The following is a 12998-nucleotide window of genomic DNA, read 5'->3' as shown; positions in this document are numbered from 1 at the left end:
ATTTAATATGTAAGACCGTTACTTTTCTTCTAAGGTTTTATCAACTAGTTCAAGAATTGCCATCTCAGCTGCATCTCCATACCTTTGTCCTAGCTTAATAACCTTAGTATAACCACCCTTTCTCTCTTTAAAGATAGGGGAAATTTTAGTAAATAATTTATTAAGAATATATTTGTCATGTATAAATTTTGACACTTCTCTCCTATTATGTACACTATCAACTTTAGCCCTAGTAATTAACTTTTCAGCAAATCTTCTAACTTCACTCAATTTTGCCTTAGTAGAAGTTATTCTTTCATATCTAAAAAGAGAAATTACCATATTTCTCAAAAGCGCCTTTCTATGACTTGATTTTCTATCTAACCGATTAAATCCTACCTTAGTCTTCATATAAAAATGGTCTCCCTTCTAATGAGATATTTTATTGTTTCTATTCAATACTTTTAAAGCTTCTGCCTTAGACATTCCTAAAAATAATCCATAAGAGCCGAGCCTTTCAACTATTTCTTCTAAACTCTTTTTCCCAAAGTTTCTTGCTTTTGAAAGCTCCTCTGCGCTCTTGCTAATAAGCTCGCCTAAAGTTTTAACATTTTCCTTGGTTAAACAATTAAGAGATCTGACAGATAAATTTAACTTTTCAATACTCATACTAAGTATATCAGACTCCCTAACTCCAGAATCATCAGCAGAATGTACAATTTTATCCTCAAAATTAACCAATGGAAGCAAAAATTCCCTTACTATAGACGCCGCCTTTTTAATTGCATCCTTAGCACTAATTACACCTGTTGTCCAAAGCTCCATAACAAGCTTATCATAATCAGACCTTTGCCCCACTCTAGTATCTTCAACAGAATAAGTCACCTTCTCTATTGGAGAAAATATAGAATCAAGAGCAATGGTATTAACTTCTTCTAAATACTTTGCATTCTGTTCAGAAGAAACATATCCCCTACCATAATCGATTTGAAATTCAAAATCCAAATTTGCTTCACTTGAAAGTGTAGCAATAACTAAATCTTTATTAAAAACTTCAACACCTTCTCTCTCAAGATGAGCTGCCTTTAAAACATTAGTGTCCTTCCCATTAACAGAAAGACTGATTGTTGTACTGTTAACTCCCTCATCTAACTTTAAATGAATATTTTTAATATTAGCGATTACTTCAAGAGTATCTTCTACAACACCAGGTATCAAATCAAACTCACTTGAAACAACCTTTAAAGATCCATCTTGATTAGACTGAATTCTCATAGCAGAAATAGCATATCCTTCAATAGAAGATAACAAAACCCGTCTTAAAGTATTTCCAATAGTAACACCAAAACCTTTTTCAAAAGGATATATTATAAACTTTCCATAAGAACCATCATCTTCTTCCCTTAAAAACTCAATCCTATCAGGTATAGTAAAATCTTTCAAAAATTTTCCTAAAGACATCAATAGCTCCTCTAACTAAACTCGTCTAGTTTTCTTAGGTCTACACCCATTATGTGGTATTGGAGTAATATCTGAGATTGATTTGACAATTACACCTGTCGATCCAACAGCTCGTATGGCAGACTCTCTACCAATTCCTGGTCCTTTAACAAAAACATGAACATAATTAATACCAAAATCCTTAACCTTACCTAAAGCCGCTTCTGCAGTCATCTGAGCAGCATAAGGAGTTGATTTTTTAGCACCCTTAAAGCCCATTCCACCTGCACTTGCCCAAGCTAAAGTATTTCCTTTTATGTCTGATACAGTTACGATTGTATTATTAAAAGTAGCCTGTATATAAACATTACCCTCACCAATACTTCGTTTTATCACCTTTTTCTTGTTAGTTGATACTTTTGCACTCAAACTTCTCTCTCCTTCATAAGCAAAACAACTTTATTTAGCAGCCATTTTCTTATTAGCCACAGTTTTTCTCTTTCCCTTTCTAGTTCTTGCGTTAGTTTTAGTTCTTTGACCTCTTAAAGGCAAACCTTTTCTATGCCTAAGTCCCCTATAACATGCGATATCCATAAGTCTCTTAATCGACATAGCTAATTCACTTCTGAGTTTTCCTTCAACAACATAGTTACTCTCAATTATTTTTCTAAGCTTATTAACTTCATCATTATCCAAATCTTTAGCTCTTTTATCTGGTAAAATATCTGTTTTTTTACAAATCTCTAAAGCCCTAGCTCTTCCTATGCCATAAATAGATGTAAGAGCGATCTGAAGTTGTTTGTTATTTGGCAAATCTATTCCTGCTATTCTAGCCATTTTTTCCCCTCATTTTTGTCTTTGCTTGTGTTTAAGATTATCACAAATAATTCTTAAAACACCTTTTCTTTTTATTACTTTACATTTTTCACAAATTGGTTTTACACTTGCCCTAACTTTCATAAATTACTCCTAAATTTTCTGTAAAAAAGCATACTTTTTACTAGTTCCATGAGACAATCCTTGAGTCTTTAAATATGCATCAATCTGAATTAATGTATCAAGAGCTACACCCACCATAATAAGCAGTGAAGAACTACCCATAATCCTTGAGACATCATAAGGAAATCTAAAAATATTTTGCACTAAAAACGGAATAATTGCAATAATAGACAAAAAAATAGAACCTGAAAATAATGTTCTGTTCATTATTTTATCCAAATAAGCCTCCACATCACTCGCCTTTATACCTGGAATAGTTCCCCCATTTTTTCGAACATTATTACTTATATCTTTTGGACTCAATTGTATCTTTGAATAAAAATATGTAAAACCTATAATTAAAATCACATTCAATAAAGTATAATAAAATCCATTAGGTCTTAAATAAGATAAAATCTGTCTTGAAATAACAGAAGTCCCAGCAAATCCACTCAAAATTTGCAAAGGCAACGTAATAAGCACAGATGCAAAAATAACAGGCAAAACACCTGATGGATTAAGTTTAATTGGTAGGTATGAACTAACTGTATTGCGTGAGTTTGCTCTAGCATAATGAATAGTAATCCGTCTTTGTGCCTTATACTCATATATGATCAATATTATAACCAAAACAAAAACACTCAAAACTAATATTACAAAGACAGGATTAATATTTTGAGATGGATCTCTCATGCTTTGAAATAGATTAAATAAAGCAGCTTGAAGTCTAACTACTATCCCTGAAAAAATTATCAAAGATGCACCATTTCCAACTCCTCTTTGATTAATTTGTTCACCAAGCCATAAAAGAACAAAAGTACCCGTTGTAACCGTTAAAATAGAAATAAAAATATATCTATAAAAAGGCATATTAATTGCTCCAGGAATACTCTTGGCATAAAGACTCGTAGCATACCCTTGAGCTATTGAAGCAACAATCGTTAGATACTTTGTATATTTTTTTATTTTTTTTCTTCCATTATCACCTTCCTGCATCTTCTTAAGAGAAGGAAAAGAATAAATAAGAAGTTGAACAATAATTGATGCTGAAATGTAAGGTCCTATGCTAAGCATAAATATGGAAAAATTACTAAAAGCACCACCTGAAAAAAAATCAAAATAATTAGTAATTGAAAAATCTGACTGAGATTTAAAATAACTCCTAAGAGCTACAGGATCTATTCCTGGTATCGGCAAGTAAGATCCTACTCTAAAAATAAAAAGAATAAACAGAGTAAATAAGAACTTGCTCCTTAAATCTTTAATTGTCAATAAATTAAAAACCAAACCTTTCATCTCATTACCATCTTAAATCAATTTAATACTACAGCCAATTTTTGTTGCCAATTCTTCAGCAGATTTTGAAATGCTAGAAACTTCAAGATTAACCTTTTTAGTAAGTTCACCATTAGCCAAAATTTTAATATTCTTCTTGTTTTTACCTACAAGTCCTTTTTGTAACAAAGTACTATAATTTACTAAGTCTCCAGTTTCAAATTTTTTATCTATATCTCCAAGTCTCACAATTTCGTATCTTACCTTATAACGATGATTAGAAAAACCTCGCCTTGGAAGTCTTCTATAAAGAGGAGTTTGTCCTCCTTCAAAACCAACCCTTGGCGAACTATTTCTAGCTTTCTGCCCCTTTTGTCCTCGTCCAGAGGTTTTCCCAAGTCCAGAACCTGGACCCCTACCAACAATTTTTCTAGACTTATTAGCACCCAAAGGCCTCTTTAGATTAATCATTATTTACCTCACTTAATAAAACCATGCTAATTACACTACTAAGCATCCCTTGAAGAGACTTGTTTAAAATATGAACTTTTTTATCTCCTATTCTCTTTAAACCTAAGGCTTTCAATGTCTTAACCTTACTGTCTAACTTTCCAATAAGACTCCTCCTAAGTTCAACCTTAACTGTAATATTGCTCTTAGCAAGAATTTCCCTATTCTTTTCCATTCTTCTAGCAAAAGCCCTATTCTTAATCCTAGACCTTGAAGCTTTAAACCTAACCTTTTTAAGCTGAAGTCGCAATTTTCTCTTAATCATAAACTAACTCCATAAAGCCCTTAAAGTTTTACCTCTTATATCCGCTACCTTTTTAGCATCTAAAACCAAGTCAAATGCTTTAAAAGTTGCCTTTACTACATTCATAGAATTATTTGAACCAAGAGATTTACTTAAAATATCATGAACTCCCAACGCCTCCATGACAGCACGAACAGGTCCCCCTGCAATAATACCAGTACCTTGAGTAGCTGGCTTGATCAAAACCTTAGCTTTCTTAAAATCTCCAACAACCATATGAGGAAGAGTTCCTTTCCTAACAGGAATAAACTTTAAATTTTTCCTGGCATTCGTTAAACTCTTCTTTATTGCATCACTAGCATCATTGGCCTTACCAAATCCCCAACCAACTTGACCTTCACCATCACCAACAACCATAAAAGCAGAAAAAGAAAACCTTCTTCCACCCTTTATAACCTTAGTAACTCTATTTAATGATATTAATTTCTCTACTTGCTTTTTATGAACTTGAGATTCCACTATAATTCCTCCCTAAACATCAATTCCGGCTTCACGCAAGGAAGTTGCAAAACTTGCAATAAGACCGTAATACTTATAACCATTTCTATCAAAAATAAGTTTACTTATATTTTTATCTTTAAGCCTCCTTGCAAGAACCTCACCAAGTTTCCTTACATCTTCAACATTTTTATTCAATTTAAGATCCCTTTCAATAGTAGAGACACTTGCAAGAGTATGACCTGCTACATCATCAATGACTTGAGCATAAAAATATTTATTAGACTTAAAAACTGTAACCCTCGGTCTCTCCGCAATACCAAATCCAATCCTACTTCTTATCCTTTTTTTTCGCTTTATATTTCTTTTTTCAGCTTCTTCTATTCTTTTCATAAATGCTCACCTAAAACCTATTTTTTTACTCCTGATTTTCCTATTTTTCTTCTGCTTACTTCATTATCATATTTAATTCCTTTACCTTTATATGGTTCTGGAACCTTCAAACTTCTAATCTCAGCAGCCACCTGCCCAACTCTACACTTATCTATACCCTCAACAGAAATTTTAGTATTACCATCAAGTTGAATATTAATTCCTTCCGGAATTACATACTCAAATTGAGTTGAATATCCTAAATTAAAAAAAAGACTCTTTCCTTGTTGTTCAACCCTATATCCTATACCACTAATAATAAGAGATTTTGAGAACCCATCAGACACTCCTTTAACCATATTAAAAATCAAACTTCTATAAAGCCCATGGAAAGCTCTTGTCTGTTTGTCGTCAAAAGAACGCTCAATAATAATATTGCTATTCTCAATCTTAACCTGAATACTACTATTTATTTCTTGGCTCAATTTACCCCTCTTACCTTCAACTGATATTACGTTATCTTTAATATCAACTTTCACAGAATCAACTATCTTTATAGGAAGTTTACCAATACGTGACATATTTACCTACCTCTTAACCTTACCAAACTGAGCAAATTAGCTCACCACCTACTTTACTATCTCTGGCTTGCTTGCCAGTGATAACACCCTTTGAAGAAGACACTATCAATATGCCATACCCATTTTTTATTCTTGGCATATTTTTATATGAAGAATAAACTTTTCTACCAGGAGTTGAAATGGCATCTATTTTATTTATAGCCGGATTCCTATTTTTATCATAATTTAGTATTGCCCGAATATAAGAAATGCCTTTTTTATCAAAGATGCTATAATTTTTAATATATCCTTCTTCCTTGAGAATATTTAAGATAGACTTATTTATTTTAGACATCTTTAAGTCCACAGACTCATGCTTAACCCTACTTGCATTTCTTATCTTAGTTAACATATCTCCCACTGAATGTGTAACAGCCATAAATTCTCCTTACCAGCTTGATTTTGAGACACCAGGAATTAATCCTGCAGATGCATGATTCCTAAAGCATATACGACACATACCAAAATCTCTCATATACCCCTTTGGACGCCCACACAATTTACATCGATTTTTTTGTCTTGTTTTATATTTTGGCTTTCGTAAGGCCTTAACTATCATTGATTTTTTAGCCATAAATAAAAACTCCTCTAACTACTAAATGGCATACCTAACTTAGAAAGCAAAGCTTTACCCTCTTTGTCATTTAAAGCCGTAGTCACTATCGTAATATTCAAGCCAGATATCCTTTCTATCTTATCATAATCAATCTCAGAAAATATTATTTGCTCTGCTATTCCAAAAGAGTAATTGCCATTACCATCAAAAGCATTACCATCTAAACCTCTAAAATCCTTAACACGAGGCAATGCCAAATTAATAAGTTTATATAAAAACTCATACATAATATTCCCTCGAAGCGTAACCTTAGCCCCTATCTCTTGACCTTGCCTAATCTTAAATCCAGCAATAGCTTTCTTAGCTTTTGTCTTTACAGCCCGTTGTCCAGTAATTTGACTAAGCTCAAAAACAGCTGAATCTAAAAGCTTCTTATTCTTAACAGCATCACCCACTCCCATAGAAACAACAACTTTCTCTACCTTTGGAACCTGCATAATAGATTTATATTGAAATTCACTAACAAACTCTTTTACAATCTTATCTTTATAATGCCTCTTTAACTCAGGAATATAACTCATAATCTAAAAATTCTCCCCATTCTTTTTAAGGTATCTCTTTTTTTCATTATTTTCAAATTTAATTCCCAGCCTTGAAGCTATACCACCTGAAAATAACATTACATTTGAAATATCCATAGGTGCTTCCTTTGAGGTTATCTTACCTCTCTCCTGAGGAGTTCTCGCCTTGATAACTTTTTTGACCATATTACAAGACTTAACAACAACCTTAAGCTTTTTTCTATCTATACTAAGAATTTCGCCTGTCTTACCTCTATCCTTGCCACAAAGAATTTTTACATTGTCGCCTACTTTCAACTTTATATTCATAAGCAAACTCCTCATATTACCTCTGAAGCTAACGAAACAACTTTCATAAAGTTAGCCTCCCTTAACTCCCTTGCAACAGGTCCAAAAACCCTCTTACCTCTTGGATTTAAATTAGCATCAAGTATAACACATGCATTATCATCAAACCTAACATAAGTACCATTCTTACGTCTTATCTCTTTTGATGTTCTAATAACCACAGCTTTATGTACATCTCCCTTCTTAACAGGTGAATTAGGAATTGCTTGCTTGACAGCAACAACTATTATATCCCCAACCTTAGCATATCGTTTTTTACTCCCACCAAGAACCTTTATGCACTGTGCTATCTTACCGCCTGTATTGTCAGAAACTGTTAAATATGTTTGCATCTGTATCATAATTAATCTCCTCTATAAAAATGAATAGAATTATTTTAACTTCTCCAAAATTTCAACAAGCATCCATCTTTTTTCCTTACTAATAGGTCTGGCCTCAATAATCCTTACCTTATCTCCAAGTCTTGATTCCTCCCTTTCATCATGAGCTTTAACTCTTTTGCTAACTTTTAAGTATTTATGATAAATAGGATGCATTTTTCTTTGTACAACTTCAACAACTATTGTTTTACTCATCTTATCACTAACAACTTTACCAATTAATTCTTTCTTATTTTCTCTTGCCATAATATCTAAACCTTCCTAATACCTATTTCATATTCATGAATTATCATATTAAGCCTTGCAATATCCCGCCTTAACTCTCTTTTTTTCAAAGGATTTTCAACATGACCAACTACAGCCTTAAATCTTAAGTCCATATATTCCTTTTTTAAAGCCAATTTCTTAGCTTTTATATCCTCAAAAGTAAGATCCTTAAATTTTTTTAACATAACTCACCTCAAATCTCGCCTTACTACAAAAGTAGTCTTAACCGGAAGTTTAGAACTTGCAAGCATCATAGCTGATTCAGCGAGCTCTCTAGATACCCCAGCCATCTCAAACATAACAGTTCCAAGCTTAACAGGAGCATTCCAATGATCAACCCCTCCCTTACCTTTACCCATTCTCGTTTCAGCTGGCTTTTTGGTATAGGGCACATCTGGAAATATCCTGATCCAAACCTTACCTCCCCTTTTAACTCTACGAGTCATAGCAACACGAGCTGCTTCAATTTGCCTCGCAGTAATAAAATATGTCTCAAGAGAAACAAGCCCATATTCTCCAAAAGATATTTTGTTACCTTTTTGAGCCTCCCCAGAAAGTCTTCCCCTCTGTTTCTTTCTATACTTAACCTTTCTCGGACTTAACATTTAACGCTCCTTAAAGATTCTAGACATCAGAACCATTTTTCTTTTTAAAATCACTATTGGCTTTAGATCCAACCTCTAATTTTTCTTTAGAAAAATTATCGTCATTTAAACTTTTCCTATCTTTTATCTTTATCATCATTCCTATCATCTATCTTGCTCTTACTAAAATACTCATTCTTTTCCTTTGAAGATTTCCTATTAATCACTTGACCAGCATCTGAATTTGTCTGTTTTCCCAAAACCTCTCCTTTAAACAACCAAACTTTAACACCAATAATACCATAAGTCGTCTGAGCCTCAGCAAAACCATAATCTATATTAGCTCTAAGGGTATGCAGAGGGATTCGTCCTTCTTTAACTTCAAAACTTCTAGCAATTTCAGCTCCACCAAGTCTACCTGAAACTTTAATTTTTACACCTTGAACACCTTTGGAAATAGAAGATGAAAGTGAAGACTTTAAAAGTTTCCTATAAGAAGCTCTATTCTCCAACTGCTTTGCTATTCCATTAGCAACAATCTGAGCATCACATTCTGGCTTCTTAATCTCTTTGATTTTAATATTAATTTTTTTAGATATTTTTTTAGTTAATAATTGTCCAATTTTCTCAAGATTAGCACCCTTAATCCCAATAACAGATCCAGGCCTTGGAGTAGAAATTATTACTGTTACCCTTTGAAGATTATTTCTAATAATCTCTATATCAGAAATATCAAATCTAATTCCTTTAAGAAACTTCATAGTTTCACGTCTTATCAAGAAATCTTCGTGAAGAATCTCAGAGTATAACTTTTGATGAAAATACCACTTTGATTTCCAATCCCTATTGATTTTAATTCTCAAACTGTAAGGATGTACTTTTTGACCCATATCTTATTCTCCACCATACGTCTTTTCATAAACTTCAACAAAAATATGACAACTTCTGCTAATAAGCCTATCTGCCCTACCTCTAGCTCTAGGCCAGATACTCCTACGTCTCCTTCCATCGTCCACCATGACTGTCTTTACAACGATCATATCTTCTGAAAGATTCCTATTATGATACATAGCATTAGATGCTGCTGATTTAACTACTTTACCTAAAAGCTTAGCACCTTTGTTAGGCATAGAATAAAGTATTGCAACAGCTTCAGTATAAGGCTTGCCTCGTATATTATCGGCTATAGGTCTCACCTTTTTTGGAGAAGATGGCAAATTTTTGCCTCTTGCAGTATATCTTCTATTTACAAACATAAACTTTACTTCCTTCCCTTCTTATCTGATTTAGCATGACCTCTAAAAATTCTTGTAGGCGAAAATTCTCCAAGTTTATGCCCAACAAGATCTTCACTAATATACACAGGAATAAAAGATTTCCCATTGTAAACAGATATAGTAAGACTTACCATTTCAGGAATTATTGTTGAGGCTCTAGAATAAGTCTTGATCACTATCTTTCTCTCTTTACCAGAAGAAGCTAAAACTTTTTGATAAAGACTTTTTTCTATAAAAGGTCCTTTTTTAATAGATCTTGCCACTATACGCTCCTACTTATTTCTTCTTTTGATGATAAATTTGTCTGAATACTTATTTTTTTTCCGAGTCTTATATCCTTTAGTTGGCTGTCCCCAAGGAGACACAGGATGACGACCACCAGAAGTTTTACCCTCACCACCTCCATGTGGATGATCGACAGGATTCATAGCAACACCCCTTACCTTAGGTCTCCTGCCAAGCCATCTGCTCTTACCAGCCTTACCAATAGAAACATTTACATAATCTTCATTACCAATCTGTCCGAGAGTAGCCATGCATTTCTTAAAAATCATGCGAACCTCACCTGATGGAAGTTTAACTGTTACATAATCTCCCTCAGAAGCAATTACCATTGCATATCCCCCAGCCCCTCTTACAAGCTGACCACCTTTCCCAACATTAAGTTCAATGTTATGCACTGTCTTACCAACAGGAATATTTTCAAGTGGCAAAGCATTACCCACCTTTATTGGAGCAGTCGGACCACTTTCTAAAATATCACCGACCTTAATTCCCTTAGGAGAAATAATATACCTCTTCTCCCCATCTCTATATACAAGCAAAGCTATATTAGAACTTCTATTTGGATCATACTCAATAGATACAACCTGAGCAGGTATACCAAACTTATCCCTTCTGCCAAAGTCAATCTTTCTATATCGTCTTTTATGTCCCCCACCTTTCCTTCTAACACTAATTCTTCCAGAAGAATCTCTTCCAGCCCTAGATACCTTCCCTTTAGTTAAAGACTTCAAAGGACTATTACCTTTACTTAATTCATCAAAAGACAAAGTTGTCTTATAACGCAAAGATGAAGTTTTTGGCTTATAAGTCTTAATACCCATATTTTTCTCCAAAATCACTAAAAAATATCTATCTTATCTTCTTTTTTAAGATAAACATACACCTTCTTCCACGAAGAAGTTTTCCCTTTACCAATAGGATACCCCTTCCTCGACACAACCGTTTTAACCTTGCTCTTAACATTAAGCAAATTACATGATATTGGAGTAACATTAAAAAGTTCTTTAATCGCAGCACCAATCTCTTTTTTATTTGCTTGCTTTCTAACCTTAAAAGCATAAACATTCATATTCTCTCTTTGAATGTTAGTTTTCTCTGTAAGCATAGGCGAAATTATTATATCATAAGCTCTCATAACTCATCCTTACTAGCCATCTTATTTAATATAAAGCTCATTAAGTCCATTAATAGCAGATTCAAGCGCTATTAAATTCTTAGCATAAAACAAATCAACAACTCTAAGTCTATTAAAAGACAAAATCTTTAAATCTTTTATATTCCTCCCCGCCCTTTTAATCATATGATCATCATTACCCAGTAAAATTATTGTTTTACCATTAACATTTATAAATTTTTTCATTATCAAAGCAAGCTCTTTTGTCTTTCCTGATTCAATAGTAAAATTTTCAACAATCCTTAATCTATCTTCTACAGATGTACACAGACTTAAAACAGACCTAAAAGCAAGTCGCTTAACTTTTCTTGGAAGTTTATAGCTATAATCTCTTGGCTTTGGCCCTAAAGCTATACCTCCACCAACCCAAATTGCATTTCTCTTAGTACCAACTCTTGCACGGCCTGTACCCTTTTGTTTCCAAGGCTTCTTTGAACTACCCTTAACCTCAGATCTAGTCTTAGTTGAAGCTGTACCAACTCTAAGATTAGCTAGCTCATTATTGATAGCATTATATATAGAACCATAACTCACATCTATATTAAAAACTTTATCCTCTAAAGCTATAGTTCGAAGTTCCTTTCCATCCTTAGAAAAAACTTTTCTCTCCATATTAAACACCTACTTTTTTTGCCTTTTTAACGATAACAAAAGAACCCTTAACCCCTGGTACAGCTCCTTTTACCAAAATGGCCCTTTTTTTCTCATCAATAAAAACAACTTCAAGATTTTGAATAGTTTGCTGCTCTCCACCCATCCTGCCAGCCATTTTAGTTCCCTTAAAAGTTCTAGCAGGTGTAGTAGCCTGACCTGTACCACCAAGATGTCTATGAAATTTAGAACCATGTGAAGATGGACCACCACTAAAATTATGCCTTTTCATAGCACCTTGAAAACCTTTACCTTTAGTAGTACCAGTAATATCTACATACTTAATCTCCCTGAAAGCATCAAGACCAACCTCATCTCCTGTTTCATAACCGTCAAGTCCCTTAAATTCTATAACATATCTTTTAGGCTCAATATTCTTTAAGTTTTTATATTGACCTTTTATAGGTTTTGAAATTTTAGAACTCTTAAGATCAACAGAACCCATTATTAGGGCATCATATCCATCTCTTTCTACCGTTTTTTTTCCTATAACATAATTGGGCTCAAATTCTATCACTGTCACAGGCACCACAACTCCATTGCCTTGAAAAACCTGCGTCATGCCAACTTTTTTTCCAATCAATCCCAACATTAAAAACACCTCAAATTCATAACTTAAAAAATCTATTTACTGTTTAATATCAACCTCTACCCCTGCAGGAAGCTCTAATTTCATCAAAGAATCCATTAAAGCAGAAGTAGGCTCTAAAATATCAATAAGCCTCTTATGAGTTCTCATTTCAAACTGTTCCCTTGATTTTTTATTTACATGAGGAGAACGCAAAACAGTATATTTTCTTATCTTCGTCGGCAAAGGAATAGGACCTTTAATTTGTGCCTTAGACTTTTGAACAGCCTTAACAATAGACTCAGCACTCTGATCTAATATCTTAACATCAAAACTAAAAAGCCTTACCCGTATCTTATCTTTAGTAACCAATTTATTCTCCTAAACTTTAGAGATACAAAACTTTCTAAA

Annotated in this window: 26 protein-coding genes and 1 pseudogene; all 27 read right to left on the bottom strand. The window is 33.4% G+C overall.

The annotated features are described in order from the left end of the window. Window positions 1-18: 18 nt before the first annotated feature. The 27 genes and pseudogenes from rplQ to rpsJ all read right to left on the bottom strand — a co-directional run bounded on the left by rplQ (window position 19) and on the right by rpsJ (window position 12959). Window positions 19-390 carry a 50S ribosomal protein L17 gene (gene rplQ / locus N187_RS02495; RefSeq protein WP_025419680.1) on the bottom strand — a complete coding sequence of 124 codons (372 nt, stop codon included), beginning with the start codon at window positions 388-390 and terminating at the stop codon, window positions 19-21. An 18-nt stretch (window positions 391-408) separates the two neighbouring features. Continuing rightward, window positions 409-1440, bottom strand: coding sequence for a DNA-directed RNA polymerase subunit alpha (locus tag N187_RS02490; protein ID WP_025419679.1), 1032 nt, complete (start codon window positions 1438-1440; stop codon window positions 409-411). 15 nt (window positions 1441-1455) lie between these two features. Beyond that, window positions 1456-1848: a 30S ribosomal protein S11 gene (rpsK, locus tag N187_RS02485; RefSeq protein ID WP_025419678.1), complete on the bottom strand. Its 393-nt coding sequence runs from the start codon at window positions 1846-1848 to the stop codon at window positions 1456-1458. Window positions 1849-1878: 30 nt separating this feature from the next. Continuing rightward, a complete protein-coding gene (rpsM, locus tag N187_RS02480) occupies window positions 1879-2256 on the bottom strand; it encodes a 30S ribosomal protein S13 (RefSeq protein WP_025419677.1) in 378 nt (125 codons plus the stop codon). 9 nt (window positions 2257-2265) lie between these two features. After that, window positions 2266-2379 (bottom strand): 50S ribosomal protein L36, encoded by a 114-nt coding sequence (gene rpmJ / locus N187_RS02475; RefSeq protein WP_004790059.1) that lies wholly within the window; start codon window positions 2377-2379, stop codon window positions 2266-2268. 9 nt (window positions 2380-2388) lie between these two features. Beyond that, window positions 2389-3693: a preprotein translocase subunit SecY gene (gene secY / locus N187_RS02470; protein WP_025419676.1), complete on the bottom strand. Its 1305-nt coding sequence runs from the start codon at window positions 3691-3693 to the stop codon at window positions 2389-2391. A gap of 12 nt (window positions 3694-3705) precedes the next feature. After that, window positions 3706-4143, bottom strand: a complete 438-nt coding sequence (gene rplO / locus N187_RS02465) for a 50S ribosomal protein L15 (protein WP_025419675.1) — start codon at window positions 4141-4143, stop codon at window positions 3706-3708. Beyond that, entirely contained in the window at window positions 4136-4447 is a 312-nt protein-coding gene (gene rpmD / locus N187_RS02460; RefSeq protein ID WP_025419674.1) for a 50S ribosomal protein L30, read from the bottom strand. The genes rplO and rpmD overlap by 8 nt, the downstream gene beginning before the upstream one ends. Before the next feature lie 3 nt (window positions 4448-4450). Beyond that, window positions 4451-4945 carry a 30S ribosomal protein S5 gene (rpsE, locus tag N187_RS02455; protein WP_156922699.1) on the bottom strand — a complete coding sequence of 165 codons (495 nt, stop codon included), beginning with the start codon at window positions 4943-4945 and terminating at the stop codon, window positions 4451-4453. 12 nt (window positions 4946-4957) lie between these two features. After that, on the bottom strand, window positions 4958-5317 hold the full coding sequence (gene rplR / locus N187_RS02450) for a 50S ribosomal protein L18 (RefSeq protein ID WP_025419672.1): 360 nt from the start codon (window positions 5315-5317) through the stop codon (window positions 4958-4960). Between the two features lie 17 nt (window positions 5318-5334). Then, the gene (gene rplF / locus N187_RS02445; protein ID WP_025419671.1) at window positions 5335-5877 is read right to left on the bottom strand and encodes a 50S ribosomal protein L6; all 543 of its coding nucleotides are present in this window, start codon (window positions 5875-5877) and stop codon (window positions 5335-5337) included. A gap of 19 nt (window positions 5878-5896) precedes the next feature. Then, window positions 5897-6295 carry a 30S ribosomal protein S8 gene (gene rpsH / locus N187_RS02440; protein WP_025419670.1) on the bottom strand — a complete coding sequence of 133 codons (399 nt, stop codon included), beginning with the start codon at window positions 6293-6295 and terminating at the stop codon, window positions 5897-5899. Between the two features lie 9 nt (window positions 6296-6304). Next, complete coding sequence (locus N187_RS02435) at window positions 6305-6490, bottom strand: type Z 30S ribosomal protein S14 (protein WP_011772438.1); 186 nt, start codon at window positions 6488-6490, stop codon at window positions 6305-6307. A gap of 14 nt (window positions 6491-6504) precedes the next feature. Continuing rightward, entirely contained in the window at window positions 6505-7053 is a 549-nt protein-coding gene (gene rplE / locus N187_RS02430; RefSeq protein WP_025419669.1) for a 50S ribosomal protein L5, read from the bottom strand. A gap of 3 nt (window positions 7054-7056) precedes the next feature. After that, a complete protein-coding gene (gene rplX, locus N187_RS02425; protein ID WP_025419668.1) occupies window positions 7057-7362 on the bottom strand; it encodes a 50S ribosomal protein L24 in 306 nt (101 codons plus the stop codon). Window positions 7363-7373: 11 nt separating this feature from the next. After that, a complete protein-coding gene (gene rplN, locus N187_RS02420) occupies window positions 7374-7742 on the bottom strand; it encodes a 50S ribosomal protein L14 (protein ID WP_025419667.1) in 369 nt (122 codons plus the stop codon). A 30-nt stretch (window positions 7743-7772) separates the two neighbouring features. Continuing rightward, window positions 7773-8027 carry a 30S ribosomal protein S17 gene (gene rpsQ, locus N187_RS02415; RefSeq protein ID WP_025419666.1) on the bottom strand — a complete coding sequence of 85 codons (255 nt, stop codon included), beginning with the start codon at window positions 8025-8027 and terminating at the stop codon, window positions 7773-7775. Between the two features lie 5 nt (window positions 8028-8032). Continuing rightward, the gene (gene rpmC / locus N187_RS02410; protein ID WP_025419665.1) at window positions 8033-8233 is read right to left on the bottom strand and encodes a 50S ribosomal protein L29; all 201 of its coding nucleotides are present in this window, start codon (window positions 8231-8233) and stop codon (window positions 8033-8035) included. Window positions 8234-8236: 3 nt separating this feature from the next. Next, window positions 8237-8653 carry a 50S ribosomal protein L16 gene (gene rplP, locus N187_RS02405; RefSeq protein ID WP_025419664.1) on the bottom strand — a complete coding sequence of 139 codons (417 nt, stop codon included), beginning with the start codon at window positions 8651-8653 and terminating at the stop codon, window positions 8237-8239. A 19-nt stretch (window positions 8654-8672) separates the two neighbouring features. Further along, window positions 8673-9522, bottom strand: a pseudogene (rpsC, locus tag N187_RS02400) (30S ribosomal protein S3). Window positions 9523-9525: 3 nt separating this feature from the next. Further along, entirely contained in the window at window positions 9526-9888 is a 363-nt protein-coding gene (gene rplV / locus N187_RS02395) for a 50S ribosomal protein L22 (protein WP_025419662.1), read from the bottom strand. Between the two features lie 5 nt (window positions 9889-9893). Next, on the bottom strand, window positions 9894-10172 hold the full coding sequence (gene rpsS / locus N187_RS02390) for a 30S ribosomal protein S19 (RefSeq protein WP_025419661.1): 279 nt from the start codon (window positions 10170-10172) through the stop codon (window positions 9894-9896). A 9-nt stretch (window positions 10173-10181) separates the two neighbouring features. After that, window positions 10182-11015 (bottom strand): 50S ribosomal protein L2, encoded by an 834-nt coding sequence (rplB, locus tag N187_RS02385; protein ID WP_025419660.1) that lies wholly within the window; start codon window positions 11013-11015, stop codon window positions 10182-10184. A gap of 17 nt (window positions 11016-11032) precedes the next feature. After that, window positions 11033-11329, bottom strand: a complete 297-nt coding sequence (gene rplW, locus N187_RS02380) for a 50S ribosomal protein L23 (protein ID WP_025419659.1) — start codon at window positions 11327-11329, stop codon at window positions 11033-11035. A 21-nt stretch (window positions 11330-11350) separates the two neighbouring features. Beyond that, window positions 11351-11980 (bottom strand): 50S ribosomal protein L4, encoded by a 630-nt coding sequence (gene rplD, locus N187_RS02375; protein WP_025419658.1) that lies wholly within the window; start codon window positions 11978-11980, stop codon window positions 11351-11353. A 1-nt stretch (window position 11981) separates the two neighbouring features. After that, a complete protein-coding gene (gene rplC / locus N187_RS02370; protein ID WP_025419657.1) occupies window positions 11982-12611 on the bottom strand; it encodes a 50S ribosomal protein L3 in 630 nt (209 codons plus the stop codon). 36 nt (window positions 12612-12647) lie between these two features. Continuing rightward, window positions 12648-12959, bottom strand: a complete 312-nt coding sequence (gene rpsJ, locus N187_RS02365) for a 30S ribosomal protein S10 (RefSeq protein ID WP_025419656.1) — start codon at window positions 12957-12959, stop codon at window positions 12648-12650. Window positions 12960-12998 lie beyond the last annotated feature (39 nt).

It is taken from the genome of Borrelia anserina Es, from assembly GCF_001936255.1.
Classification (GTDB): Bacteria; Spirochaetota; Spirochaetia; order Borreliales; family Borreliaceae; genus Borrelia; species Borrelia anserina.
The sequence above is the reverse complement of the archived record's forward strand: the minus strand, read 5'-3'. Positions and strand labels throughout refer to the sequence as shown.